Source organism: Streptomyces sp. NPDC098101, from assembly GCF_044760185.1.
Taxonomy (GTDB): domain Bacteria; phylum Actinomycetota; class Actinomycetes; order Streptomycetales; family Streptomycetaceae; genus Streptomyces.
In genome coordinates this window covers 90,666-116,718 of the sequence record NZ_JBIWAS010000001.1, presented here as the reverse complement: position 1 = coordinate 116,718, position 26,053 = coordinate 90,666, and the positions used below count along the sequence as shown (strand labels likewise).

Genomic DNA, 26,053 nt, shown 5'->3' with positions numbered 1-26,053 from the left:
AGTGGGGAACTGTGTCGACCCGTGCCCTCACCGAAGCCGTCTCCTCCGCAGCGGCCCCGCTCTCGCTCTGCTCCCGAGAGCCCCACGTCCCCGCCGAGCGCCTCGTGGCGGAGATGGTGCCGCCCCCGCGCTTCGACTCCGTGCGCTTCGACACGTACATCCCCGACCCGAACCAGCCCAGCCAGATCCAGGCCGTCGAGGTCCTGGGCGCCTTCGCCGAGGGGCTGGGCGGAGCGCACGCCTCCGGCGCCGGGAAGCGCCGCTGGTTCGCGAAGAGGCCCGCCGCCCCCACCGGCCCGCGCGGGGTCTACCTGGACGGCGGCTACGGCGTCGGCAAGACCCACCTGCTCGCCTCGCTCTGGCACGCGACCCCCGCCGAGCCCGCCCTGAAGGCGTTCGGCACCTTCGTCGAGCTGACGAACCTGGTCGGCGCGCTCGGCTTCCAGCAGACGGTGAGGACCCTGAGCGGGCACCGGCTCCTGTGCATCGACGAGTTCGAGCTGGACGACCCGGGCGACACCGTGCTCGTCTCCAGCCTGCTCGGCAAGCTGGTCGAGGCGGGCGTGGCGCTCGCCGCCACCTCCAACACGCTCCCGGGCAAGCTCGGCGAGGGCCGCTTCGCCGCCGCCGACTTCCTGCGCGAGATCCAGGGCCTCTCCGCCCACTTCCGGCCGCTGCGGATCGACGGCGAGGACTACCGCCACCGGGGCCTGCCCGAGGCCCCCGCGCCGTACTCCGACCAGGCCGTCACGGAGACCGCGTACGCCACGCCGGGCGCCTCCCTGGACGACTTCCCGCACCTGCTCGAACACCTGGCCAGGGTCCACCCGAGCCGGTACGGCGCCCTGACCGACGACCTCACCGCCGTCTGCCTCACCGACGTGCGGCCCGTGCCCGACCAGTCGACCGCGCTGCGGCTGGTCGTCCTGGCCGACCGGCTGTACGACCGCGAGATACCGGTGCTCGCCTCCGGCCTGCCCTTCGACCGCCTGTTCAGCGAGGAGATGCTGAACGGCGGGTACCGCAAGAAGTACTTCCGGGCGATCTCGCGGCTCACCGCGCTCGCCCGCGACGCGAAGGGGCTCGTCGCGCAGTAGCTTGGGGGCCGTACCCGATCGATCGAAAGGGATCCACCATGGCCACCGTGCGTCACGCCCACACCGTCTGGGAGGGCAACCTCATCCAGGGTTCCGGCGTCGTCTCCCTCGACTCCTCCGGCGTCGGACGGTTCGACGTCTCCTGGCCCGCCCGGTCGGAGCAGCCGAACGGCAAGACCAGCCCCGAGGAGCTGATCGCCGCCGCGCACTCCTCCTGCTTCTCGATGGCGCTCTCCCACGGCCTGGCCGGCGCGGGCAACCCGCCCACCCGGCTGGAGACCAAGGCGGACGTCACCTTCCAGCCGGGCGAGGGCATCACCGGCATCCACCTGACCGTGCGCGGCGAGGTCCCCGGCCTGGACGCGGCGGGCTTCCAGTCGGCGGCGGAGGACGCGAAGAAGAACTGCCCGGTCAGCCAGGCGCTGTCGGGCACGACCATCACGCTCACCGCCGAGCTGGCCTGATCCCCCTCCTGACCCCCGGTCAGGAACCGCGCCACACGGGGCAGTTGCGGCCCGCATGGTTCACGCGCCACCGGAGTGCGTGATACACACGTGCGGGTCGCACGTCACACAGGCAACACGTGACACGACGGAGCGTCACCACCTGTCCGCCAGCAGGGAGCGTTGCCTCATGTCCGCAACACGACGTCAGATCCTGTCCCGCACCGGCGCGTCCGTCGCCGGGATCGCCTTCACCGGCGCCCTCTCCGAACTCTTCGCCGGAAGCGCCTCGGCCGGCCCCGGCGGCCCGCCGCCCCGGGGCGGCTACGGCCCCCTCGTGCCCGACCCCGCCGGTCTCCTCGACCTGCCGGCCGGCTTCCGCTACGAGGTGCTCTCGCGGCAGGGCGACCCCCTGCGCTCCGGCGAAGGCCCCGTCCCGAGCAACCACGACGGGATGGGCGCCTTCCCCGGCCACCGGGGCCGGGTGCACCTGGTCCGCAACCACGAGAACAGGGCCACCGGGGAGATCGGCGTCCCGACCGTCCCCGGCCTCACGTACGACCCGGCGGCCAAGGGCGGCTGCACGGTCCTCGAACTCGACGGGCGGAACCGCGTCCTCGGCGAGCGGGTCGCCGTCGCGGGCACGGCCGTCAACTGCGCCGGCGGGCCCACGCCCTGGAACACCTGGCTGACCTGCGAGGAGACCGAGGACAAGGCCGGTACGAACGGCTACGCCAAGGACCACGGCTTCGTCTTCGAGGTCGACGGCGCCGACCCGCGCCGCACCGGGGCCGTCCCGCTCACCGCCCTGGGCCGCTTCCAGCACGAGGCCATCGCCGTCGACCCGCACAGCGGCATCGTGTACGAGACGGAGGACGCCTTCGACCGCCCCTTCGGGCTCTTCTACCGCTTCCTCCCCCGCAAGCCGCTCGGCGGCACGGGCTCGCTGCGCGCGGGCGGCGCCCTGGAGGCGATGCGGGTGCCGGACGTCCCCGACCTCTCCGCGATCCAGGAGACCGGCGCCCGCTTCGAGGGCGTCGAGTGGGTCCCCGTACCGGATCCGCTCGCGGCCGGAACGCCCGTCAGGTTCCAGGACTTCGGGCCGAAGGGCATCACGCACGCGCAGAAGCTGGAGGGCTGCTACTGGGGCGGGCGGGCCGTCTACTTCGTGTCCTCGTTCGCGCGGGCCGGGGACGGCTCGGCGGCCACCCACTTCGGCCAGGTGTGGAAGTACGAGCCGCACCGGCGCCGGCTCACCCTCGTCGTGGTCTTCGGCCCGAGCACCGACGTCCGGCTGCCGGGCGAATCGCCGGACAACATCTGTCTGGCGCCGACCGGGGGCCTGATGGTCAGCGAGGACGGCGGCGGCGCGCAGCACGTCTTCGGGGTGAGCGAGCGGGGCGAGGTCTACCCGGTGGCCCGGGGGCGGCAGAACATCGGGACCCCGGAGGAGCCCGAGTGGGGCGAGTTCGCGGGGGTCACCTTCTCCCCGGACCGGAGCACGATGTACGTCAACTGCTACACGCCCGGGACGACGTTCGCGGTGACGGGCCCCTGGCGGCGCTGACCCGCCCCGGCGGTCGCGGGCGGCCCGGTTGCGGTGGAGGATCGGGGGAAGGCGGGCGGGACTGCGGAAGGAGCGCGAGATGCCGAAGAAGAGCGGCGGGAAGAAGCGGCGGGAGGAGCGGGAGCCGGTCCTGCGCGACGTGCTGCGGGTGCCCGTGGGCGAGCCGGTCGACCTCGCGTCGTACGACGCCCGGGGCATCCCGGCGGGCCCCGCCGACAAGGCGGCCGGGGTGGCCGCCACCGCCGCCCTGGGGCCGCGCCTCGCCGGGCTCCAGGAGCGCCTGTACGCGTCGAGCACCGCCGGGGACCGGCGCAGGCTGCTCCTGGTCCTCCAGGGCATGGACACCAGCGGCAAGGGCGGCACGGTCAAGCACGTGATCGGCTTCCTCAACCCCTCGGGCTGCCGGGTGCGCGCCTTCAAGGCCCCGACGCCGGAGGAGAAGGAGCACCCCTTCCTCTGGCGGATCGAGAAGGCGCTCCCCCTGCCGGGCGAGATCGGCATCTTCGACCGCTCGCACTACGAGGACGTCCTCGTCCCCCGCGTCCACGACCTGGTCTCCCGCTCCGAGATCAAGCGCCGCTACCGGCAGATCAACCACTTCGAGAAGTCCCTCGCGGACGACGGGGTGACGGTGGTCAAGGTCTTCCTGCACCTCTCGTACGAGGAGCAGCGCGGCCGGCTCCTCGAACGCCTCGACGACCCCGACAAGCACTGGAAGTTCAACACCGGGGACACCGAGGAACGCGCCCTGTGGCCGGACTACCGGAAGGCCTATGCGCTGGCCCTGGAGCGCTGCGGCACGGACGCGGCCCCCTGGTACGTCGTCCCGGCGGACCGCAAGTGGTACCGGAACTGGGCGATCAGCAAGCTCCTGCTCGAACACCTGGAGGCGCTGGACCCGAAGTACCCGCCGGGGGACTTCGACGTGGAGGAGAGCCGGAAGCGGCTGTTGGCGTCCTGAGCGGCGCCGTCCGGGGGCACGCCGCGGCCCGTCGCGTGGACTCGGGCGCCGGCCCTGCCGGGTCGCGAGCATTAATAACTTTGATCGGATAACTTCCGATCGTGAATATTCCTGTACGAAAAGTGGCGGCTCTCGGCCTGCTGGGCGCCGTCCTCGTCGGCTGCGGCGAAGGCGCCGCCCCCGAGGCCCCGCACGCTCCGGCGGCCGTCGACACCCCCTCGCCACGCGCGAGCGCGACCGCCGCCCGCCCCAAGCCGGGCGCCGAGCCCGCCGCCGCGCCCACCATGGCGCCCGGGCCCGGCGGACTCGCCCCCGTCTACACGCGCCGGGTCGCGAGCTCGCCGAAGAGCGCCGAGAAGGTCGTGGCGCTCACCTTCGACGCCGACATGACGGCCGATCAGGGGCCCCGGGCCGCGCGCGGCGAGCGCTTCGACAACCCGGAGCTGATCGCGACCCTGCGCCGCCTGAAGGTGGACGCGACCGTCTTCATGACGGGCCGCTGGGCGGAGGAGTACCCGGAGCAGGCCAGGTCCATCGGCGGCGACCCGCTCTTCGAGATCGCCAACCACTCGTACAGCCACTACGCCTTCGCGTCCCCCTGCTACGGCCTGCCCACCGTCGCCGGGCCCGACATGGCGGCGGACGTGCGGCGCGCCTTCGACGCCTTCCGCGACGCCGGGGCCCTCAACGTCGTCCCGTACTTCCGCTTCCCCGGCGGCTGCTACGACGACGCGGCCCTGCGCGCCCTCGGCCCCGCCGGGGTGACGGCGGTCCAGTGGGACGTGGTCGGCGGGGACGCCTTCGCGAAGGACCCGGACGCCGTCGCCGAGCAGGTGCTCGACGGCGTGAAGCCCGGTTCGCTCGTGGTCATGCACTGCACGCGCAGCGCCGCGCCCGTCACCGAGCGGGCGATCCGCCGGATCGTCCCGGAGCTGCGGGCCCGCGGCTACCGCTTCGTGAAGGTCTCCGACCTGATGCGCGGCTGAGGGATCAGCCCGAGCAGGCCGTGCGCTGGGCCTCCTGCCACTCGCACACCGGGCAGAGCGTGATCCCCTTGGCCGACTCCGGGTACTCGGTCGGCTCCCGGCACAGCACGCAGGCGGCGAAGGGGCCCTCGGACGCCGGTTCGTGCTGCGGACCGGGCTCGGGGGCGCAGTACGACGCGGACGCGGGCGCGGAGGCGGGCGTGGACTCGGTCATGCGTCCGAGCGTACTCCCGGCGCCCGTCCGGGGCGGGCTCGTTCCGGACGGGCGCCGGGGCGGCCCGCTCACTCCAGCCGGGCCGTGGCGCGGCAGGCGAGGAGCGCCGCCGTCGCCGCGAGGAGCAGGGCGCCCGCGCAGGCGAGCCAGGGCGGGTCGGCGGTCCCCGCGCGGGCCCCGGCGGTCAGGACCGTCATGGCGTGCTTCGCCGGGGAGCCGGTGACCACGAAGGCGAGCAGGGAGCCGAGGAGCAGCGCCGAGAGGGACCAGCCGGAGCCCTTCAGGAAGGGGCGGGAGGCCAGCGCGCCCACGGCGGCGCCCGTGAGGCCGCAGGCCAGCGCCGCGAGGAGCCCGGTGCCGGCCGCGACGGGGACCGGGATCCCGCGCCGGTCGCTCATGAGCGTCACCAGGAGGACGGCGGCCGTGCCGGACAGCAGCGGCCAGGCGGTCCCGGCGAGGAACGCCGCGAGGTGCGCGCGGTCCCGGCCGGCGGCGGCCGCCACCACGTTCCGCGCGGCGGACGGCTCCTGGGTGAGGCAGATCCGCACCGTCCAGGCCGTCACCGGCAGCAGGGCGGCCGCGGTGAACCCGAGCGCGTCGAGCACGGGCTCGGCCGCCTGCACGCCGGCGCCGATGGACACCGCGTACAGGAGGAGCGGCGCGAGCCACCGCTGCGAGCGGAAGAGGAGGCCCGACTGGTAGCGCAGCAGCGCCGTCATGTCCGTACGCCCCCTTCCTCCGTGACGTCGGCCCTCGCCGTACCGAGCCGGTGGACGTGCCAGGAGGCCGCGAGGAGCGCCCCGAGCAGGGCGTCGGAGTGCGCCGCGCCCACCGTGAGGACGGTGGTGCCGTCGGGGCCGGGCGCCACGGCCGGTTCCCCCGGCAGCCGCCCGGGGAGCGCGGCCCCGCCGGAGACGGTGATCCGCACGGGGGCCTCCGGGGGCTCCGCCGCGGGCTCCCGCGCGGGCCGCACCCGCCCCGCCTCCACCCCGTACACCGCGCCCGCCTCGCCCCGCAGCCGGCGCGGGTCGTGGTCGACGAAGACGACCGTCGCGCCCGCCGCGACGCGTGCGCGGACGGCGGCGTCGAGTTCCGCGCGGGCCCCGGCGTCGAGCCCGGTCCAGGCCTCGTCGAGGACGAGGAGGGCGGGGTCGGCCAGCAGCGCCTGGGCGACGGCGACCTTCTGGCTCGTGCCCTTGGAGAGCTCCGCGAGCCCGGTACGGGCGTGCCCGCCGGCCCCGAAGCGCTCCAGCCACTCCCCCGCCCGAACCCGGGCGGCCGCCCGGCCGAGGCCCTGGACGCGGCCGAGGTGGACCAGATAGCCGAGGGCCGTGAACGGCAGCGCGACGGGGAAGCGCTCGGGGACGTACGCGGTGCGGGCGGGCCGTCCGGTGACGCGCCCCTCGGTGGGCGCGTCGATGCCGGCGAGCAGCCGGAGCAGCGTGGACTTCCCGGTGCCGTTGGTGCCGGTGACCCGGACCAGGGCGGCGGGCAGGTCGAGGTCGACCCCGCGCAGCACCCACGGCCCCCGGGGACCGTGCCGGCGCCCGACCCCCTCCAGCCTCAACCGGCCGCGCCCTTCCGCGAGACCGCCACCGGGGAGCCGGGGCGCGCCCCGGCGGAAAGATCGCTCTTCATGGCCGCATCCTGGCGCGGAAGGGACGATTCCCACAAGAATCCCTCGTCACGGCGCCCGTGGCGGCGGTGGCAGACTTGCCGGGTGAGCAGCGAAGAGACCGATGTCCGCGACGAGAAGCCGCAGTTCGTCCTCCCCCTGGTGGTACGGATCGAGCGCGACGCGCCCCCGGCCCGCACCGACGCCCTGGAGACCGCGGCGCGGGCCGTCCTGGAGATCCTGACCGACGGGCGTTCCACCGGCGAGGGCGCGTGGGCGCGGGCCATGACCGACTGGCAGGACGCCCGGATCCGCAAGGTGGTGCGCCGGGCGCGCGGCGCCGAGTGGCGGCGGGCGTGCGCGCTCCCCGGCCTCACGGTCACCGGCGCGGAGGCGGAGGTGCGGGTCTTCCCGCCGGTCCCGCTCGACGGCTGGCCCAAGGACCTGGCCCGCCTCCAGGTCTCGGGCACCGACCTCGACGACCCGGCCGCCCCCGGCCCGGTGCCGGAGGGGGCGGCGGTGCTGTGGTTCAACCCGGACCTGGACATGTCGGCCGGGAAGTCGATGGCCCAGGCGGGGCACGGCGCCCAGCTCCTCTGGTGGGCCATGCCGGAGGACGGGCGCAAGGCCTGGCGCGAGGCGGGCTTCCCCCTCGCCGTGCGCACCGCCCCGGCCGCGGACTGGCCCGCCCTCACGACGAGCGGCCTCCCGGTCGTCCGCGACGCGGGCTTCACGGAGATCGCCCCGGGCTCGGCCACGGTGGTGTCGGCGTTCCCCCGGACCGGCTGAGGACACCGCCGGGGCCCCGAAACCTCAAATGAAGCTCTGAACGTCCCCCTCCCGGGGTTCGAACGTTTCCGCGTGGGCCATCACGTGGACAACTGAGGACCGAAGGAGGGGGACATGACGGAACTCGGCATCGGCATCGGCTGGCGTCCCGAGATCGCGGAGGCGGTGGAGGGACTGGCCGGAGTCGACTGGGTGGAGGTCGTCGCGGAGAACATCTGCGCGGACCATCTGCCCGACTCCCTGACCAGGCTGCGGCGGCGCGGCGTCACGGTCGTCCCGCACGGGGTCTCGCTCGGCCTCGGCGGCGCGGACCGGCCGGACCCGGGGCGCCTCGCGGCGCTCGGCGAGAAGGCGGTGGCGCTGGGGGCGCCGCTGGTCACGGAGCACATCGCGTTCGTACGGGCCGGAGGGGCGCTCACGGCGTCCCCGGCGCTGGAAGCGGGCCACCTGCTGCCCGTGCCCCGCACCCGGGACGCCCTCGACGTGCTCTGCGAGAACGTGCGCATCGCGCAGGACGCGCTGCCCGTGCCGCTCGCCCTGGAGAACATCGCCGCCCTGATCGCCTGGCCGGGCGAGGAGATGTCGGAGGGGCGGTTCCTCGCGGAGCTGGTGGAGCGCACGGGGGTGCGGCTCCTCATCGACGTCGCCAACCTGCACACCAACCACGTCAACCGCGGCGAGGACCCGGCACGGGCCCTCGCCGAACTGCCCGTCGAGGCCATCGCGTACGTGCACGTGGCGGGCGGCGTCGAGCGGGACGGCGTCTGGCACGACACGCACGCCCACCCGGTGCCGCGCCCGGTCCTGGACGTCCTCGCCGACCTCGCGTCCCGGGTCTCGCCGCCCGGGGTGCTCCTGGAGCGGGACGACGACTTCCCTCCGGCGGAGGAGCTGGCGGAGGAACTGACCGTGATCCGGGCGACGGTGTCCGGGGCCGCGTCCGCCCGCCGCGACGCGGGCGCGTCCGCGCGTGCGGACGCGGGGAAGCGGCCCGCCGAGCGTGCGCTGCTCATCGGCGCCGGGGCCCGCGTCTCCGGCGGGCCGATGCCCGGCCCCGTCCCGGAGGCTCCCCCGGCGGTGCCGGAGGAGAATGTCGCGCCCGCGCCCGTCCCCGTACGGGACGAGGGGGCGCGGCAGCGGCTCGGACTCGCGCAGGCCTCGCTGCTGTCGGCGCTCGTCGCCGGGACGCCCGTGCCCGAGGGGTTCGACAGCCGGCGGCTCGGGGTGCAGAGCCGGGCGCTCGCGGCCAAGCGGGCCGGGGTGGTCGCCAAGGTCGCGCCGGAGCTGCCCGGGATCCTGGGCCGGGAGTTCCGGCCCGCGTTCCTCGCGTACGCCAGGTCCCGTCCCATGAGCGGCGGTTACCGCCGGGACGCGCTCGACTTCGCCGAGCACCTGCTGATCGCCGGGCGGCCGGAGGACCCGGTCGCGCACCGCCGACTCACCCGGTGGTGGCAGGAGCGCTCCGGCCACCGCCCGCCCGGCCCCGCCGCACGGCTCGTCCGCGCCGCCCGCCACGCGCTCGTACGGAGATGACCATGGACGTCCTGGTACCCCTCTACTACCTCGCGGGCGCCGTCGCCGTCGCCGTGCTCGTCACCCGGCTCGTCCGGTCCCGCGGCGGCTCCGGCGGGCCGGTGCACGACCGGTACGAGGCCGCCTTCCTCAACGGCGGTCCCGCCAGGGTCGTCGACAGCGCCCTCGCCGCCCTCCAGGCGGACGGCCGGATCGCGGTCGGCGGGCCCGGCATCGTGGCCGTCGTCCGCCCCACCGCGCGCGACCTGGTGGAGCGCGCGGTCCTCCAGGAGCACGCCGCCGCCCCGCACGGGGCCCTGCACCACCTGCGGCTCGCCGTGATGCGGCACCCGGCGGTGCAGGAGATCGGTGACGGGCTCGCGGAGCGCGGCCTCCTCGTGGACCCGGCGACGCGGCGCACCACGACCCGGTGGTGCGCCGTGGTCGCCGCCACGGCGTTCCTGCTGTTCCCGGTCTCCGTCCTCCTCACGATCGTCGACTTCGGCACGAGCGAGGACTTCTCGGTGCCGTTCGTCATCAAGGTGGTGCCGGTGCTGTTCGTCGTCGGGATCACGGCCCTCGTCTGCGGGGCGGTCGCCGCCGGGCGGATCACCCCGGCCGGGCGGCGCGCGGTCGCCGCGTACGGGCGCGAGCGGGGGCACCTCGCGGACGCGGGCCACCTCGTGGCCGTGCACGGACTGCGGGCGCTGCCGGACCCGGTGCTCCGGGAGCAGCTCCTCGCCGCCGCCCGCGTCAACGGGCCGCGGAGGTCCGGACGCGGTGCGCGCGGACGTGGAGGGCACGGGGGGCGCGCGGGGTCGGGGCACCACCACTCCTCCTCGGGCGCGGACGCGCTCGGCGTGGTCACCGTGTGGTGCGCGGACTCCGGCTCCTGCGGCGGAGGGGGCGGAGGCGGAGGCGGCGGGAGTTCCTGCTCGTCGGGCTCGTGCTCCTCCGGCTCGTGCTCGGGAGGGGGCTCCGGCGGCGGTTGCGGCGGGGGCGGGGGCGGCAGCTCGTGCTCGGGGTCGAGCTCCAGCTCGTGTTCCAGCTCCAGTTCCAGCTCGTGCTCCAGTTCCAGCAGCTGACCGCCCGTGCCCTACGCGGAAAGCCCGGGAAAGCCCGGAAAAGGTCCCGGAAATGACGCCGGTGCGGCGCGCGTGAAGCGCGCCGCACCAGGAGCCGGACCCGGTGTCGCTGGAGCGGCGGGCGGATGGTTTCCGCCGGCCGTCTGATCTTCCGGGTCGGGGGGTGGCGCGCCCGGCCGTGGGCCGGGCCGCCACCGGGTCTTCGTACGGCCGTCAGGCCAGGCCCGCCACCAGGTCCGCGACGTCCTTGCGGCGGCCGGTGAAGAACGGGACCTCCTCGCGGACGTGCATCCGCGCCTCGGAGGCGCGCAGGTGGCGCATGAGGTCCACGATGCGGTGCAGCTCGTCGGCCTCGAAGGCGAGGAGCCACTCGTAGTCGCCGAGCGAGAAGGAGGCGACCGTGTTGGCGCGGACGTCGGGGTAGCCGCGGGCCATCTTGCCGTGGTCCGCGAGCATCCGGCGACGGTCCTCGTCCGGCAGCAGGTACCAGTCGTAGGAGCGGACGAAGGGATACACCGAGACGTAGTCGCGCGGGTTCTCGTCGGCCAGGAAGGCCGGGATGTGCGACTTGTTGAACTCGGCCGGGCGGTGCAGCGCCATGTTCGACCAGACCGGCTCCAGGGCGCGGCCCAGACGGGTGCGGCGGAAGAGGTTGTACGCCTCCTGGAGCTCGTCGCTCGTCTCGGCGTGCCACCAGATCATGACGTCGGCGTCGGCGCGCAGACCGGAGAGGTCGTACGTGCCCCGGACGGTGACGTCCTTGGCCGCGAGCTGGTCGAACAGCTCCTGGACCTCGTCGGCGTAGCCGCTCCGGTCCTCGGGCAGGACGTCGCGCAGCTTGAAGACGGACCACAGGGTGTAGCGGATGACCTCGTTGAGGTCCTTCGCCTTCTTACCGGCGTTCGGGATCTTTTCGGGCGCACTCATACGCCCATTCTCGCCCGTCACGAGGAGTGCCCCGCACCCGGGGCCGCCGTTTCCGACGTGGCGATGATCTCGTCGGCCGCGCGGTGGGCCGAGGCGACGCAGGCGGGGACGCCGACGCCGTCGTACGCGGCGCCCGCGATCCGCAGTCCGGGCAGGTCCGCGACGGCCTCGCGGATCCGGGCGACCCGGGCGAGGTGGCCGATCGGGTACTGGGGCAGGCCGCCGGGCCAGCGGGTGACCGTGGTGGCGACGGGGCGGGCGCCGAGGCCGGTGGCGGCGGCGAGGTCCTTGAGGGAGGCGGCGACGAGGTCGGCGTCCTCGCGGTGGATCTGCTCCTCCTCGCCGTGGCGGCCGACGGAGGTGCGCAGCACGAACAGGTCGGGGGCGGCGTCGGCGACCCACCGCCACTTGTGCGAGGAGAAGGTGGAGGCCTTGATCGTGTGGCCGTCGACGGGCGGCACGAGGAAGCCGGAGCCGGTCAGGTCCGGCATCTCCGGGCGGCGGAAGGCGAGGGTGACCAGGGCCATGGAGGCGTACTCGATCGCGCCGAGCTCGCGCGCGGCGGCGGGCGCGTGCTCCGCGAGGAGCGCGGCGGCGGGCCCGGCGGGGGTGGCGAGGACGACGGCGTCGGCGGTGAGGACCCGGTCGCCGCTCACGACCTGCCAGCCGGTGGCCCCGGTGCGGCGCAGCGCCGTCACGGGGGCGCCGAGGAGGATCTCGCCACCGGCGGCGCGGACCGCGTCGGCGACCGCGCCGGGCAGGGTGCCGACGCCGCCCCGGACACCGGCGAAGACGGAGCCGCCGAGGCCGGTGGCGGCGCCCGCCGCGTCGGCCGGGACGGCGGCGCCGGCCCGCTGGACGGCGCGGACGGCGGCGGTGAGCGTGGCGTGCTCGCGGGCGGCCGCGAAGAGGGCGGGGACGGCGGCCTTCATGGAGATGCGGTGGGCGTCCCCGGCGTAGACCCCGCCGAGGAGGGGTTCGACGAGGCGGTCGACGACCTCGTGGCCCATGCGGGCGGCGACGTACGCGCCGATGGCGATGTCGTCGCCGATCTCGGTGGGCGGCAGGTCGAGGTCGGCGGCGATCCGGCGCACGCCCTCCTCGGAGAGGAGGCCCCCGACCGCGCGGGCGTCGCCGGGGACGCCCATGACGTGGCCCTTCGGCATGGGCACGAGGGAGCCCCGGGACCAGACGGACGCGGTGGTGGTGGCGGGGGCCTGGAGCCGGTCGCCGAGGCCGACGGCGCGGGCGAGGGCGATCGCCTCGGGGCGGCGGGCGAGCAGCGACTCGGCGCCGAGGTCCACGGGCGCTCCCGCGATCTCCCCGGCGAGGAGCTTGCCGCCGGGCCGGGCGTCCGCTTCGAGCAGGGTCACCCGGTGACCGGCGAGGGCCAGCCGGTGGGCGGCCGCGAGGCCGGTGATCCCGCCTCCGGCGACGACGACGTGGGGTCCCGTGGTGTCCGCGTTCATGGGACCACTCTCTCAAATCGCCCGCCCGCTCCCGTTCCGAGGCCGGACCGTGACCGCATCGCTACCGCAGGACGGCAACCCGCGCCGCGGGGTCGTGCGTCAAAGGGGCATCGATCATCACCACCTTGGGGGTTCCCGTGCGGAGAGCGAGTACGACGGCCGCCGTCCTGTTGACGGCGTCACTGGTCCTGACGGGCTGCGGGGCGGGCGGTACGGACGCGGGTGACAAGGCGGCGGGCGCGCGGGCCGCGCAGCCCGCCGAGCGGGCGCCGGACGGGGGCACGGCGGACGGCTCCTCGGGGGCTTCGGGGGCCTCCTCGGGCTCCGGATCCGGGGCCGATGCGAGTTCCGGCTCCGGCTCCGCGAAGGCCACGGCGAAGGCGCCGGCCCAGCAGCACGTCATCCGTACCGCCACGCTGTCCGTGGAGGTCGCGGACGCGGCGAAGGCCCTGGTCACGGCCCGCACGGCGGCGCTGGACGCGGGCGGACGGGTCGAGAACGAGTCGACGGAGCGGATCGACGACGCGTACCTCGCCTCGCGGATCGTGCTGCGGGTGCCGCAGGAGAAGTACGACTCCGTTCTCGCCGAACTGGCGGGCACCGGAAAGCTGCTGAACCGCAAGGCCGACGCCGAGGACGTCACCGACCAGGTGGTGGACGTGCAGAGCCGGATCGCCACCCAGCGGGCGAGCGTGGCGCGGGTGCGGGAGCTGATGGACCGGGCGGACCAGCTGTCCGACGTGGTGACCCTGGAGGCCGAGCTGAGCCGGCGCCAGGCGGACCTGGAGGCGCTGCTCGCCCGGCAGTCGTCGCTGAAGGACCGGACGTCGCTGGCGACCATCACCCTCCAGCTCACCGAGAAGCGGAAGGAGCAGCCGAAGGCCGAGGAGCGCGAGGAGGGCCGTCCCGGTTTCCTGGACGCCCTGGCCGGCGGCTGGAACGCCCTGGTCGGCGTGGTGTCCTGGATCCTGATCGTGCTCGCCGCGCTGGCCCCGTGGCTCGCGGTCGGCCTGGTCGCCCTCGTCCTCTGGCGCCGGCTGATCCGTCCCCGCCTCGCCGCCCGCCGTCCCGCGCCGGTGCCGGGGCCGCGCCCCGAGGGACCGGCGGTCGAGCGGAACGCGGCCGGGGCGCCCGTGGGGCCGGAGCCCGCGCGGACCCCGCAGGCCCCGGAGTCCCCGGGGACCCCACAGGCCCCGCAGGCCCCTCAGGCACCGAAGTCCCCGCAGGCCCCCGGGGAGTAGCGTCCGCGAAGTAGCGTCGTCCCCATGAGCGAACGACTGGTGGTCATCGGTGGCGACGCGGCGGGCATGTCCGCCGCGTCGCAGGCGCGCAGGCTCAAGTCCGCGGGGGAGCTGGAGATCGTCGCCTTCGAGCGCGGGCACTTCTCCTCGTACTCGGCCTGCGGCATCCCGTACTGGGTCGGCGGAGACGTCGGCTCGCGCGACGAGCTGATCGCCCGGTCCCCCGAGGAGCACCGGGCCCGTGACATCGGCCTGCGGACGCGGACCGAGGTGACGGAGATCGACGTCGAGCGGCAGCGGGTCCGCTCGCGGGACCTGGAGTCCGGTACGGAGGAGTGGACCGGCTTCGACAAGCTGGTGATCGCGACGGGGGCGCGGCCGCTGCGCCCACCGGTGCCGGGGATCGACGCGCCCGGGGTGCACGGCGTGCAGAACCTGGACGACGGCCAGGCCCTGATCGACGCCCTCTCCGGCGCGGAGGGGCGGCGGGCGGTGGTGATCGGCGCCGGGTACATCGGGGTGGAGATGGCCGAGGCGCTCCTCAACCGGGGGTACGAGGTGACCGTCCTCAACCGGAGCGAGCAGCCGATGGCGACCCTCGACCCGGACATGGGCCGGCTCGTGCACGCGGCGATGGACGGGCTCGGGATCAGGACGGTCAACTCGGCGGAGGTCACGAAGGTCCTGACCGGGCCCGGCGGCCGGGTCCGGGCGGTGGCGACGGACGAGGAGGAGTACCCGGCGGACGTGGTGGTCCTGGGCACGGGCGTGGAGCCGGAGACCTCGCTCGCCCGCGCGGCGGGACTCCCCCTCGGGGCGTACGGCGGGCTGCTCACCGATCTGGCGATGCGGGTCCGGGGGCACGGGAACGTCTGGGCGGGCGGCGACTGCGTGGAGGTCCTGGACCTGGTCTCGGGCCGGATGCGGCACGTGGCCCTCGGGACGCACGCGAACAAGCAGGGCCAGGTCATCGGGTCGAACGTCGGCGGCGACTACGCGACCTTCCCCGGCATGGTGGGCACGGCGGTGTCGAAGGTGTGCGACCTGGAGATCGCGCGGACCGGCCTGCGGGAGAAGGAGGCCCTGGAGGCGGGGCTGCGGTTCGTGACGGTGACGGTCGAGTCGACGAGCCGGGCGGGCTACTACCCGGGGGCCGCGCCGATGACGGTGAAGATGCTGGCCGAGCGGCGGACCGGGCGGCTGCTGGGCACCCAGATCGTGGGCCGGGAGGGCGCGGCGAAGCGGGTGGACGTGGCGGCGGTGGCGCTCACGGCGAAGATGACGGTGGAGGCGATGACGGCCCTGGACCTGGGGTACGCGCCGCCGTTCTCGCCGGTGTGGGACCCGGTGCTCGTCGCGGCCCGCAAGGCGACGGCTGCGGTCCGCGCGGCGGGCTGAGGGCGGGGACGGCGACGGCCGCCGGGGCGGGTGCCCCGGCGGCCGTCGCCGTCGCGTGAGTGCGTGCCCGCGGCCGGGTCAGACGGCCGTGCGGGTGTGGACGTACTCGACGAGGCGGGTCAGCGCGTCCGGGTCGGTGGTCGGCAGGACGCCGTGGCCCAGGTTGAAGACGTGGCCCTCCAGGCCCTCGGCGGCGGCCAGGACCTCGTCCGTCTTGGCCTCGACGGCCTCGCGGGTGGAGAAGAGCACGGCGGGGTCGAGGTTGCCCTGGAGCGCCTTGCCGGGGCCGACGCGGCGGGCGGCCTCGTCCAGCGGGACGCGCCAGTCGACGCCGACGACGTCCGCGCCCGCCTCGCCCATGAGGCCGAGGAGCTCGCCCGTGCCGACGCCGAAGTGGATGCGCGGGACGCCGTATCCGGCGACCGCGTCGAAGACCTTCACGGAGGCGGGCATCACGGAGCGGCGGTAGTCGGCCGGGGCCAGGGCGCCGACCCAGGAGTCGAAGAGCTGCACGGCGGAGGCGCCGGCCTCGATCTGGACCTTGAGGAAGGCCGAGGTGATCTCGGCGAGGCGGTCGAGGAGGTCGGCCCAGAGCTGCGGGTCGCCGTACATGAGCGCCTTGGTGTGCTCGTGGTTGCGCGACGGACCGCCCTCGACGAGGTAGCTCGCGAGGGTGAAGGGCGCGCCGGCGAAACCGATGAGCGGGGTGTCGCCCAGTTCGCCGGTGAGCATCCCGATGGCCTCGGTGACGTAGTGGACGTCCTCGGGGGTCAGGTCGCGCAGCCGGGCCAGGTCGGCGCGGGTGCGGATCGGCTCGGCGACGACCGGGCCGACGCCGGGCTTGATGTCGAGGTCGATGCCGATGGCCTTGAGGGGGACGACGATGTCGCTGAAGTAGATGGCGGCGTCGACCTTGTGCCGGCGCACCGGCTGGAGCGTGATCTCGGTGACCAGCTCGGGCCTCATGCAGGACTCCAGCATGGGGATGCCCTCGCGGACCTTCAGGTACTCGGGGAGGGAGCGCCCGGCCTGCCGCATGAACCAGACGGGGGTGTGCGGCACCGGCTCGCGCCGGCACGCCTTGAGGAACGCGGAGTCGTACGTCCGCGACTGCTGCTTCGTCTGCTGGCCCTGCGGGCTGTCGTTGGCACTCACGCCCAGAATCTTCGCATGTGGCGGGAAGCCGCTCGTCCGGGCCGGGTGTCCCTCCCTGCGCGGCGGCCCCGTTCCGCCTACTCTTCCCCGCATGGCTGCGGCTCAGGGACACTTTTCCGATCATTCCGACGGCGATCGAGGGACGGACGAAACGGCGGGCAGTACGGAGACGAACCCGGTGCCACCGGCTTTCCGGCGAGCGGTGGAGGCCTTGCGCTCGGCGCGGCTGCGGTCCGGGATCGAGGTGGACCCGACCAGGCCGCCGCAGCGGCTGGCGCCGTACGCGTACGCGGTGGAGGCGGCCGTCGTGGACGGCGAGGACGACCTGGCGGACGGGCGGCTCGTCCTGCTGCACGATCCGGACGGGCACGAGGCCTGGAAGGGAACGTTCCGCCTGGTGACGCTGGTCCGGGCGGAGCTGGAGCCGGAGATGGCGGCGGACCCGCTGCTGCCGGAGGTGTGCTGGTCCTGGCTGACCGGGGCCCTGGAGGCGCGGGGGCTCGCGTACGGGGAGGCGAGCGGGACCGTGACGATGGCGGGCTCGCACTACTTCGGCGGGCTCGCGGACCGGCGGCCGGCGACCCAGATCGAGATCCGGGCGTCCTGGACGCCGCGCGAGGGCCTGGGCGGGGCGCCGGACACGGGGGCGCACCTGGCGGCCTGGTGCGACCTGCTCTGCCAGATCGCGGGGCTCCCGCCCGCGCCGGTCGAGCCGGGGGCGGGGACGACCACGGGGGCGGGCGTCGTCTCGCTGCCGCAGCGGCGGGGGCCGCAGCAGGTCTGACGGGTCCCCGGAGCGCTCCGGGGCGCCGTACAGGACGCGCCGTACAGGACGTGTCGCGCGAGACGTGTCGTACGAGACCGTGTCGCACAAGGCGTTCGGAAAGGCGCTCCGGGCTCCCCCGGGAGGGTGAAGTCGCGGGGCCCGCTCGTAGGATGATCGATCAAGCGTCCGAATTGCCCTAATTGTTACTCACCAAATCGTGATCTTTCCCTAAAGGCGGGCGGCCCCGGTGCCGAAGGAGTCAGTGACCCCTTCACAGCACGGGTTCGCCCTCCCGGCTTCTTCCCCGAGCCGGCTCCGTCCCCCACCTTCCCCCCAGGAGGCCTGGTGTCCGTTCTCCTCGAGCAGCCCGCAAGCCTGGTCGCCTACCGCCCGAACAAGCCGACGGCCATGGTCGTCGTGGCCGACCCGCGCGTCCGTTCCACCGTGACCCGCCACCTGTGGGCCCTCGGAGTACGCGACGTGATCGAGGCTTCGTCCATCGCGGAGGCCCGTCCCCGCGTCGGCAACCCGCGCGACATCTGCGTTGCCGACGTCCACCTGCCCGACGGCAGCGGCCTGACCCTGCTGTCCGAGACCCGCGCCGCGGGCTGGCCCAACGGCCTCGCCCTCTCGGCCGCCGACGACATCGGCGCCGTGCGCAACGCCCTCGCGGGCGGCGTGAAGGGCTACGTCGTCACCGGCACCCGGACCAACATCGGTCACCCCACCCGCCCCGGCGCCGCCCCCATCGGCGCCGCGGCGGCCCGTCTGGGCCACCGCCGCCCCCCGGGTGCCCCGAGCCACCCGGGCGGCTACCGCGAGCTCTCCGGCCGTGAGGTCGAGGTGCTGCGGCTCGTCGCGGAGGGCCAGTCGAACAAGGCGATCGGCGTCTCCATGGGCCTGTCCGCCCTGACCGTGAAGAGCCACCTCGCCCGCATCGCCCGCAAGCTGGGCACCGGCGACCGCGCCGGAATGGTCGCGGTGGCCCTGCGGACGGGGATCATCCACTGACGGGCGGTGGACAACCGGCGGGCACCTGTCGACGGAACGTTCCGTCGACAGGTGCCCGCCGTTCACCGATACCCTTGACGGGTGACCGACGCCCAAGAGACCGCAGCAGACGCGGCACTGCGCACCACCGGGGGCGGCCCCCCGGACGACGACGTCCCTGCGAATGGGCTTCCGATCCCGTTGCTGGCGCCCCGCGAAGGGGTTCCGCCCGTCGTCGAGACCGAGGACGCCCTCGCCCGGGTGATCGCCGCCTTCGCCGCCGGAACCGGCCCCGTGGCCGTGGACGCCGAGCGCGCCTCCGGCTACCGCTACGGCCAGCGCGCCTACCTCGTCCAGCTCCGCCGCGAGGGCGCGGGCACCGCCCTGATCGACCCCGTGGGCTGCCCCGACCTCTCCGGGCTCGGCGAGGCGCTCGCCGGATCCGAGTGGATCCTGCACGCCGCCACCCAGGACCTGCCCTGTCTGCGCGACATAGGCATGGTGCCGACCTCCCTCTTCGACACCGAGCTGGCCGGGCGGCTCGCGGGCTTCCCGCGCGTCGGCCTCGGCGCGATGGTCGAGTCCGTCCTCGGCTACGCCCTGGAGAAGGGCCACTCCGCCGTGGACTGGTCGACCCGGCCGCTCCCCGAGCCCTGGCTGCGGTACGCGGCGCTCGACGTGGAGCTCCTGGTCGACCTGCGGGACGCCCTGGAGGAGGAGCTCGACCGGCAGGGGAAGCTGGAGTGGGCGCGCCAGGAGTTCGACGCGATCGCCTCCGCCCCGCCCGCCCCTCCGCGCAAGGACCCGTGGCGCCGGACCTCCGGGATGCACAAGGTGCGCCGCCGCCGCCAGATGGCGGTCGTACGGGAGCTGTGGACGGCCCGCGACCGGGTGGCCCAGCGGCGCGACGTCTCCCCCGGCAAGGTGCTGAGCGACGCGGCGATCGTCGAGGCGGCGCTCGCGGTGCCGGTGAACCTGGCCGCGCTGACCGCCCTGACCGGCTTCGGCCACCGGATGGGCCGGCGCCAGCTGGAGCAGTGGCAGGCGGCGGTGGACCGGGCCAGGGCGCTGCCGGAGAGCGAGCTGCCCCAGCCGGGCCAGCAGCCGGCCGGGCCGCCCCCGCCGCGCGCCTGGGCCGACAAGGACCCGGTCGCGGCGGCCCGCCTGTCGGCGGCGCGCGCGGCGGTCTCGGCGCTCGCGGAGGAGCTGAACCTGCCGCAGGAGAACCTGATCACCCCGGACACCGTGCGCCGGGTCTGCTGGGAGCCGCCGTCCCCGGCCGACGCCGACCGCGTCGCCGCCGCCCTGACGGGCCACGGGGCGCGCCCCTGGCAGGTGGAGCTGGTGACGCCGCTCCTGGAGAAGGCGCTGACGGCGACCGCGTAGCCCTCGGGCGGGCCCCCGCTCACGGAACCCCCGCACCCGGAAGGGTGACGGGGGTTCCACCGTTTTCGGCCATCTCCGGCAGAGTTCCCGGTGTGACCTTCGCCGCTTGGCCCCCGGGGGGTGGGCAGCATGGTTACCCGCAAGTAGCATGGGGGAGCAAGCGCACGCTTAGGCGTGCGCCGCAGCAGTGCCATCCCGCACCCTGGAGGAGAGCCATCGTGCCTCGTACCGTCAGGGACGTCGTCTTCGTCGACGGCGTCCGCACCCCGTTCGGCAAGGCGGGCCCGAAGGGCATCTACCACGAGACCCGCGCCGACGACCTCGTCGTGAAGGCCATCCGGGAGCTGCTGCGCCGCAACCCCGGCCTCGACCCCGCGAAGATCGACGAGGTCGCCATCGCCGCGACCACGCAGATCGGCGACCAGGGTCTGACCCTCGGCCGTACGGCGGGCATCCTCGCCGGCCTGCCCCAGTCGGTGCCGGGCTACTCCATCGACCGCATGTGCGCCGGCGCGCTGACCGCCGTCACCACGACCGCCGGTTCGATCGCCTTCGGCGCGTACGACGCCGTCATCGCCGGTGGCGTCGAGCACATGGGCCGCCACCCCATGGGCGAGGGCGTCGACCCGAACCCGCGCTTCGTGTCGGAGAAGCTGGTCGACGAGGCCGCCCTCTTCATGGGCATGACCGCCGAGAACCTGCACGACCGCTACCCGAGCATCACCAAGCGGCGCGCCGACGAGTACGCCGTGCGCTCGCAGGAGAAGGCCGCCAAGGCGTACGCCGACGGCAAGATCCAGCCGGACCTGGTGCCGATCTCGGTCCGCCGCACCTCCCCCGAGGGCGGCGAGACGGGCTGGGGCCTGGTCACCGCCGACGAGCCGATGCGCCCGGGCACCACCCTGGACTCGCTGGCGAACCTGAAGACGCCGTTCCGCGTCCACGGCAACGTCACCGCGGGCAACGCGGCCGGCCTGAACGACGGCGCCACCGCCTCGATCATCGCCTCCGAGGACTTCGCCCGGGAGAACGGCCTCCCGGTCAAGATGCGCCTGGTCTCGTACTCCTTCGCCGGCGTCGAGCCCGAGGTCATGGGCTACGGCCCGATCCCGGCCACCGAGAAGGCCCTCGCCCAGGCCGGCCTGTCCATCGAGGACATCGGCCTCTTCGAGATCAACGAGGCCTTCGCGGTCCAGGTCCTCGCCTTCCTGGAGCACTACGGCATCGCCGACGACGACGCCCGCGTCAACCAGTACGGCGGCGCCATCGCCTACGGCCACCCGCTCGCCTCCTCCGGCGTCCGTCTGATGACGCAGCTGGCCCGCCAGTTCGAGGAGAACCCGCAGGTCCGCTACGGCCTCAACACCATGTGCGTCGGCTTCGGCATGGGCGCGACGGTCATCTGGGAAAACCCCCACTGGGAGGGCAAGTGAGCACCACCGCCGAGCTTCTGAAGGGCGCCGCCGAGCTCTTCCCGGACGAGGTCGTCACCAGCGCCCACGTACGGCACTTCGAACTGCCCGCAGGTGCGGGCCGGTTCGCCCTGATCACGCTTGACAACGGCTTCGACCACACCAAGCCGACCACCTTCGGTCCGCAGTCCCTCGCCAACCTGAACACGGCGATCGACCAGGTCGAGGCCGAGGCCGCGAACGGCGAGATCACCGGCGTCGGCATCACCGGCAAGCCGTTCATCTTCGCCGTCGGCGCCGACCTCAAGGGCGTCGAGCTGCTGAAGAAGCACGACGAGGCGCTCGCCATCGGCAAGGGCGGCCACGACGTCTTCAAGCGGCTGTCCTCGCTCGCCGTGCCGACCTTCGCGTACTACAACGGCGCGGCCATGGGCGGCGGCGTCGAGGTCGGTCTGCACTGCACCTACCGCACCGTGTCGAAGGCCCTGCCGGCCTTCTCGCTGCCCGAGGTCTTCCTCGGCCTGGTGCCCGGCTGGGGCGGCTGCGCCATCCTGCCGAACCTGATCGGCGCCGAGAAGGCCGTCTCGGTCATCATCGAGAACTCGCTGAACCAGAACCGTCAGCTCAAGGGCAAGCAGGTCTTCGAGCTCGGCATCGCCGACGCGCTGTTCGAGGGCGCGGACTTCCTGGAGCAGTCGCTGATCTGGACGGCCTCCGTCCTGAACGGCACCACCACCGTCGAGCGCCCCGAGGTCGACCGCGGCGAGGCCTGGGACCAGGCCGTCGCCAAGGGCCGCTTCGTCGCCGACTCCAAGGTGCACGGCGCCGCCCCGGCCGCCTACCGCGCCCTCGACATCATCGAGGCCGCCAAGGACGGGGACCTGCAGAAGGGCTTCGACGCCGAGGACCAGGCCCTCGCGGACCTGATCATGGGCGGCGAGCTGCGCTCCGGCATCTACGCCTTCAACCTGGTGCAGAAGCGCGGCAAGCGCCCCGCCGGCGCCCCGGACAAGTCTCTGGCCCGCCCGGTCACCAAGGTCGGCGTCGTCGGCGCCGGTCTGATGGCCTCCCAGCTGGCCCTGCTCTTCCTGCGCCGCCTGGAGGTGCCGGTCGTCCTGACCGACATCGACCAGGAGCGCGTCGACAAGGGCGTCGGCTACGTCCACGCCGAGATCGAGAAGCTGCTCGGCAAGGGCCGCATCAACCAGGACAAGGCCAACCGCCTCAAGGGCCTGGTCTCCGGCGTCCTGGACAAGGCCGTGGGCTTCGCGGACGCGGACTTCGTCATCGAGGCCGTGTTCGAGGAGATGTCCGTCAAGCAGAAGGTGTTCGCGGAGGTCGAGGCGGTCGCCCCGGCGCACGCGATCCTCGCCACCAACACCTCCTCGCTGTCGGTCTCGGAGATGGCCTCCAAGCTCAAGCACCCCGAGCGCGTGGTCGGCTTCCACTTCTTCAACCCGGTCGCGATCCTCCCGCTCCTGGAGATCGTGCGCGGCGAGCAGACGGACGACGCCTCCCTCGCCACCGCCTTCGGCGTGGCGAAGAAGCTGAAGAAGACCGCGGTCCTCACCAAGGACGCCCCGGCGTTCGTCGTGAACCGCATCCTGACCCGCTTCATGGGCGAGATCCAGAACGTCATCGACGAGGGCACCCCCGTCGAGACCGCGGAGAAGGCCATCGAGCCGCTCGGCCTGCCGATGTCGCCGCTGGTCCTCCTGGAGCTGGTCGGCCCGGCGATCGGCCTGCACGTCTCCGAGACGCTGAACCGCTCCTTCCCCGAGCGCTTCACGGTCTCCCCCAACCTGAAGGCGGTCGTCGAGGCCGGCAAGCGCGGCTTCTACGTGTACGACTCCGGGAAGCCGGAGCTCGACCCTGAGGTCGCCGCCCTCCTCAAGCAGGGCGACAGCGTCCTGACCGAGGAGCAGGTCCGCGACCGCGTCCTGGACGCGGTGGCGCAGGAGATCGGCCTGATGCTGGAGGAGGGTGTCGTCGCCGAGGCGCAGGACATCGACCTCTGCCTGATCACGGGCGCGGGCTGGCCCTTCCACCTGGGCGGCATCACGCCGTACCTGGACCGCGAGGGCGTCTCCGAGCGCGTCAACGGCAAGCGTTTCCTGGCGCAGGGCGTGGCGAGCGTCCCGGCGTAACGTCCCCGGGTTCGTACGGACGGCCCCGGCACCTTCCCAAGGTGCCGGGGCCGTTCCCGTTCCCGTACGCGCCCCGCCGGGGGTCAGCGCACCGGGCGCCAGTTCTCCAGTACGAAGCCGTCCGCCGCGGGCCGCTGACGGGTGGTGAGCAGCGAGGTCCCGCCGGCCAGCGCCATCGCGACCAGGCGCCCTTCGAGGTCCCGGGTGAGGGCGGTGGTCAGTTCGCCGTGCCGCTCCCCCGTCTCCGACCAGCGGGCGCCCGCCTCCTCCTGCTCGCTCGGATAGGCGGCGAGGGCCAGCCGGCCGTCCTCGGACCGCTGGGCCAGGACGGTGCAGTCGAAGCCGTCGACGAGGCAGCGGGTGACGGAGAGCGGGCCGGTGCCGACCGCGTCGGTGAGGGGCGTGGGCTTCAGGGAGCGCTCGGGCGACCAGGCGCACACCTTTCCGTCCTGGTCCACGTAGAAGGCCGTGACGTGCCCGGAGGGGCCCTTCACGGCCGCCAGGGTGCCCATGGTGACCGGGGCGGGCAGGAGGTCCTCGCGGATCGGCTTGGCCCCCGACTCGCGCTGCACGTAGCGCAGGAGTCCCGTGGCGTGCGAGGTGTACAGCTCGACGAAGCCCGAGCCGTTGGTGACGGCCACCGGCAGGGGGTCGGTCTTGGAGCCGTGCAGGTCCCACCAGGGGTTCCAGCCGCCCGCGTCCTTCTGGGCCCGCACGCTGATGCCGCCGCCGCCGTTGCGGCAGAAGACGTACGCGCGCCCGATGCCGTCCACGGTCACGGAGGGCGTTCCGGTCCACTGGTAGGAGGCGCCGTTGGGGTGGGTGATCGAGCGCCACTCCAGGGCCGGGCGGCCCGTCTGGTACTGGGTGGTGTGCACCAGCTCGACGTGGTCCGCCCCGCCGCCCGCCACGGGCCGCAGGCCGACGAGGTGGACGTAGCCGTCGGCGCCCTGGCCCGCCGAGAGGCTGGGCAGCAGCGCACCGCCGCCGCCGAGGGACACGGGCCCGCTCCAGCCGCCGCCGTCCTCGGTCCAGCGCACCACTTCGCCGTCCCGGGGCAGATAGACGCTGAATCTGCCCTCCTTGCCCCGGGCCAGCCAGGATCCCCGCAGGCGGGGGGCGGTGGAGGAGCCGTGGGGGTGGGCGGCGGGGGCCTCGGATCGATTCGCCATGAGGGGTGCAGCGCTCCGGTCATCGGGGGGTGCGGGTCGGGTACGAGCCGACTGTAGCGGCCCCTTCGAACGCTCTTCCCCTCGCCCGCCGCCCCGCTCCCGGAGGCCCCTCAGGAGCGGACTTCGCGGCCCTCCCGGGCCAACCGGCTGTGACTCCGCCCGTACAGGAAGTACACGACGATGCCGATCGCCATCCAGACGGCGAACCGGAACCAGGTCTCGCCCGGCAGGTTGAGCATCAGCCAGAACGAGGCCGCGATGGAGAGGATCGGCAGCACGGGCACCCAGGGGGTGCGGAAGGCGCGCGGCAGGTCGGGGCGGGTGCGGCGGAGGACCATGACGCCGATCGCGACGACCACGAAGGCGAAGAGGGTGCCGATGTTCACCAGGGTCGCCAGCTCGTTGATGCTGGTGAAGCCGGCGACGATCGCGATGATCACGCCGAGCAGGACGGTCGGCCGGTACGGGGTCCGGAACCGGGGGTGGGTGACGGAGAAGAAGCGCGGCAGCAGGCCGTCGCGGCTCATGGCGAAGAAGACGCGGGTCTGGCCGAGCAGCAGGATCAGGCAGACGGTGGTGAGGCCGACGGCGGCGCCGAAGCTGATCACGCCCGCGTAGAAGGGGTGGCCGGCGGCTTTGAAGGCGTCGGCGAGCGGGGCGCTCACGGACAGCTCCGTGTAGTGCTGCATACCGGTGACGACGAGGGCGACGGCCACGTAGAGCACGGTGCAGATGAAGAGCGAGCCGAGGATGCCCCGGGGCATGTCCCGCTGCGGCAGCTTGGTCTCCTCGGCGGCGGTGGCCACCACGTCGAAGCCGATGAAGGCGAAGAAGACGACGGAGGCGGCGGTGAAGATGCCCATGACGCCGAAGTTCGTCGGCTCGTAGCCGAAGAGCAGCTGGACCAGCGGGGAGTCCCAGTTGGAGCCGCCGCCCTCCGGGGTGACGGCCGGCGGGATGAAGGGCTTGTAGTTGTCGCCGACGATGAAGAACAGGCCGGCGACGATCACGATCATCACCACGGTCACCTTGATCGCCACGACGAGCGCGGTGATCCGGGCGGAGAGCTTCATGCCCAGGACGAGGACCACGGTGAGGACCAGGACGAGGATGAACGCCAGGATGTCGAAGGTCCCGCCGGGCGCGTCCGGGCCCTCCAGGGCGGCCGGCAGGTGCCAGTCGATGTTGTCCATGAGCGAGCGGACGTAGCCGGACCAGCCGACGGCCACCACCGCCGTCCCGAGGGCGAACTCCAGGACGAGGTCCCAGCCGATGATCCAGGCGGGCAGCTCGCCGATGGAGGCGTACGCGAAGGTGTACGCCGATCCGGCCACCGGCACCGTCGAGGCGAACTCGGCGTAGCACAGGGCGGCGAGGGCGCAGACGATGCCGGCGGCGACGAAGGCGAGGGCCGTCGCCGGGCCGGCGTTCTCCTTGGCGACCTTGCCGGTGAGGACGAAGATGCCGGTGCCGATGATGACGCCGACGCCGAAGACCGTCAGGTCCCAGGCGGACAGGGACTTCTTGAGGGCGTGCTCCGGCTCCTCCGTGTCCCGGATCGACTGCTCGACCGATTTGGTCCGGAACACCCCGGAGTTCGCCCGTGGCTGTTGGTCCGTACTCACCGTGGTACCTCCGCGCTCCGCCCGACGTCGGTCTCGGTGCCTCCGCGGGTCGGAGGCTGTGATGACGTCTGCCCGGACAGAGCCAGAATGCACGCG

General features: G+C 74.1%; 23 protein-coding genes. 15 read left to right on the top strand and 8 right to left on the bottom strand.

Going from position 1 to position 26,053, the window contains the following annotated elements; all coding sequences use genetic code 11:
- The first annotated feature begins 11 nt into the window (after positions 1–11).
- The 5 genes from zapE (at position 12) to ACIQVI_RS00480 (ending at position 5,054) form a co-directional block, all read left to right on the top strand.
- The gene (gene zapE, locus ACIQVI_RS00500) at positions 12–1,097 is read left to right on the top strand and encodes a cell division protein ZapE (RefSeq protein ID WP_403589555.1); all 1,086 of its coding nucleotides are present in this window, start codon (positions 12–14) and stop codon (positions 1,095–1,097) included.
- Between the two features lie 38 nt (positions 1,098–1,135).
- Positions 1,136–1,561 carry an OsmC family protein gene (locus ACIQVI_RS00495; protein ID WP_351972889.1) on the top strand — a complete coding sequence of 142 codons (426 nt, stop codon included), beginning with the start codon at positions 1,136–1,138 and terminating at the stop codon, positions 1,559–1,561.
- Between the two features lie 169 nt (positions 1,562–1,730).
- Positions 1,731–3,107 carry an alkaline phosphatase PhoX gene (locus ACIQVI_RS00490; RefSeq protein WP_403589553.1) on the top strand — a complete coding sequence of 459 codons (1,377 nt, stop codon included), beginning with the start codon at positions 1,731–1,733 and terminating at the stop codon, positions 3,105–3,107.
- Positions 3,108–3,186: 79 nt separating this feature from the next.
- Positions 3,187–4,068, top strand: a complete 882-nt coding sequence (locus tag ACIQVI_RS00485) for a PPK2 family polyphosphate kinase (RefSeq protein WP_403589551.1) — start codon at positions 3,187–3,189, stop codon at positions 4,066–4,068.
- Positions 4,069–4,169: 101 nt separating this feature from the next.
- Complete coding sequence (locus ACIQVI_RS00480) at positions 4,170–5,054, top strand: polysaccharide deacetylase family protein (protein ID WP_403589549.1); 885 nt, start codon at positions 4,170–4,172, stop codon at positions 5,052–5,054.
- 4 nt (positions 5,055–5,058) lie between these two features.
- Here the strand turns inward: ACIQVI_RS00480 and ACIQVI_RS00475 are convergent, their stop codons facing one another.
- The 3 genes from ACIQVI_RS00475 to ACIQVI_RS00465 all read right to left on the bottom strand — a co-directional run bounded on the left by ACIQVI_RS00475 (position 5,059) and on the right by ACIQVI_RS00465 (position 6,835).
- Entirely contained in the window at positions 5,059–5,268 is a 210-nt protein-coding gene (locus ACIQVI_RS00475) for a hypothetical protein (RefSeq protein ID WP_403589547.1), read from the bottom strand.
- A 68-nt stretch (positions 5,269–5,336) separates the two neighbouring features.
- The gene (locus ACIQVI_RS00470; RefSeq protein WP_403589545.1) at positions 5,337–5,987 is read right to left on the bottom strand and encodes an ABC transporter; all 651 of its coding nucleotides are present in this window, start codon (positions 5,985–5,987) and stop codon (positions 5,337–5,339) included.
- The gene (locus ACIQVI_RS00465) at positions 5,984–6,835 is read right to left on the bottom strand and encodes an ATP-binding cassette domain-containing protein (protein WP_403589543.1); all 852 of its coding nucleotides are present in this window, start codon (positions 6,833–6,835) and stop codon (positions 5,984–5,986) included. Before ACIQVI_RS00465 ends, ACIQVI_RS00470 begins: the two co-directional genes overlap by 4 nt.
- A 153-nt stretch (positions 6,836–6,988) precedes the next feature.
- Between ACIQVI_RS00465 and ACIQVI_RS00460 the strand changes: the two genes are divergently transcribed.
- The 3 genes from ACIQVI_RS00460 to ACIQVI_RS00450 all read left to right on the top strand — a co-directional run bounded on the left by ACIQVI_RS00460 (position 6,989) and on the right by ACIQVI_RS00450 (position 10,269).
- Positions 6,989–7,672, top strand: coding sequence for a peptidyl-tRNA hydrolase (locus tag ACIQVI_RS00460; protein ID WP_351972896.1), 684 nt, complete (start codon positions 6,989–6,991; stop codon positions 7,670–7,672).
- 114 nt (positions 7,673–7,786) lie between these two features.
- Entirely contained in the window at positions 7,787–9,205 is a 1,419-nt protein-coding gene (locus tag ACIQVI_RS00455) for a DUF692 domain-containing protein (RefSeq protein ID WP_403589541.1), read from the top strand.
- Between the two features lie 2 nt (positions 9,206–9,207).
- Positions 9,208–10,269 carry a TIGR04222 domain-containing membrane protein gene (locus ACIQVI_RS00450; RefSeq protein ID WP_403589539.1) on the top strand — a complete coding sequence of 354 codons (1,062 nt, stop codon included), beginning with the start codon at positions 9,208–9,210 and terminating at the stop codon, positions 10,267–10,269.
- A gap of 213 nt (positions 10,270–10,482) precedes the next feature.
- Here ACIQVI_RS00450 and hemQ read toward each other — a convergent pair whose 3' ends face one another.
- Positions 10,483–11,196 carry a hydrogen peroxide-dependent heme synthase gene (gene hemQ / locus ACIQVI_RS00445; RefSeq protein WP_403589538.1) on the bottom strand — a complete coding sequence of 238 codons (714 nt, stop codon included), beginning with the start codon at positions 11,194–11,196 and terminating at the stop codon, positions 10,483–10,485.
- A 17-nt stretch (positions 11,197–11,213) separates the two neighbouring features.
- Entirely contained in the window at positions 11,214–12,665 is a 1,452-nt protein-coding gene (gene hemG / locus ACIQVI_RS00440; protein ID WP_403589536.1) for a protoporphyrinogen oxidase, read from the bottom strand.
- Between the two features lie 170 nt (positions 12,666–12,835).
- On the opposite strand from hemG, the gene ACIQVI_RS00435 reads away from it, so the two are divergent.
- Positions 12,836–13,906, top strand: coding sequence for a DUF4349 domain-containing protein (locus ACIQVI_RS00435; RefSeq protein WP_403589534.1), 1,071 nt, complete (start codon positions 12,836–12,838; stop codon positions 13,904–13,906).
- 24 nt (positions 13,907–13,930) lie between these two features.
- The gene (locus ACIQVI_RS00430) at positions 13,931–15,304 is read left to right on the top strand and encodes an FAD-dependent oxidoreductase (protein ID WP_403589532.1); all 1,374 of its coding nucleotides are present in this window, start codon (positions 13,931–13,933) and stop codon (positions 15,302–15,304) included.
- Positions 15,305–15,382: 78 nt separating this feature from the next.
- On the opposite strand, the gene hemE is transcribed toward ACIQVI_RS00430, so the two are convergent.
- Positions 15,383–16,459, bottom strand: a complete 1,077-nt coding sequence (gene hemE / locus ACIQVI_RS00425) for a uroporphyrinogen decarboxylase (RefSeq protein WP_351974323.1) — start codon at positions 16,457–16,459, stop codon at positions 15,383–15,385.
- Between the two features lie 91 nt (positions 16,460–16,550).
- On the opposite strand from hemE, the gene ACIQVI_RS00420 reads away from it, so the two are divergent.
- From ACIQVI_RS00420 to ACIQVI_RS00400, 5 genes are all read left to right on the top strand, one after another.
- Positions 16,551–17,243, top strand: a complete 693-nt coding sequence (locus ACIQVI_RS00420; RefSeq protein ID WP_403589530.1) for a DUF3000 domain-containing protein — start codon at positions 16,551–16,553, stop codon at positions 17,241–17,243.
- A gap of 327 nt (positions 17,244–17,570) precedes the next feature.
- Positions 17,571–18,236 carry a response regulator transcription factor gene (locus ACIQVI_RS00415; RefSeq protein WP_015037008.1) on the top strand — a complete coding sequence of 222 codons (666 nt, stop codon included), beginning with the start codon at positions 17,571–17,573 and terminating at the stop codon, positions 18,234–18,236.
- Positions 18,237–18,317: 81 nt separating this feature from the next.
- Positions 18,318–19,601 (top strand): HRDC domain-containing protein, encoded by a 1,284-nt coding sequence (locus ACIQVI_RS00410; RefSeq protein ID WP_389669174.1) that lies wholly within the window; start codon positions 18,318–18,320, stop codon positions 19,599–19,601.
- A gap of 218 nt (positions 19,602–19,819) precedes the next feature.
- Positions 19,820–21,034, top strand: a complete 1,215-nt coding sequence (locus ACIQVI_RS00405) for an acetyl-CoA C-acyltransferase (protein WP_351971079.1) — start codon at positions 19,820–19,822, stop codon at positions 21,032–21,034.
- Positions 21,031–23,160 (top strand): 3-hydroxyacyl-CoA dehydrogenase NAD-binding domain-containing protein, encoded by a 2,130-nt coding sequence (locus tag ACIQVI_RS00400; protein ID WP_403589528.1) that lies wholly within the window; start codon positions 21,031–21,033, stop codon positions 23,158–23,160. The genes ACIQVI_RS00405 and ACIQVI_RS00400 overlap by 4 nt, the downstream gene beginning before the upstream one ends.
- 83 nt (positions 23,161–23,243) lie before the next feature.
- On the opposite strand, the gene ACIQVI_RS00395 is transcribed toward ACIQVI_RS00400, so the two are convergent.
- Both ACIQVI_RS00395 and ACIQVI_RS00390 read right to left on the bottom strand, forming a co-directional pair.
- Positions 23,244–24,332 carry a hypothetical protein gene (locus ACIQVI_RS00395; RefSeq protein ID WP_403589526.1) on the bottom strand — a complete coding sequence of 363 codons (1,089 nt, stop codon included), beginning with the start codon at positions 24,330–24,332 and terminating at the stop codon, positions 23,244–23,246.
- A gap of 110 nt (positions 24,333–24,442) precedes the next feature.
- Entirely contained in the window at positions 24,443–25,921 is a 1,479-nt protein-coding gene (locus ACIQVI_RS00390) for an amino acid permease (RefSeq protein WP_403592154.1), read from the bottom strand.
- Between the last annotated feature and the right edge of the window lie 132 nt (positions 25,922–26,053).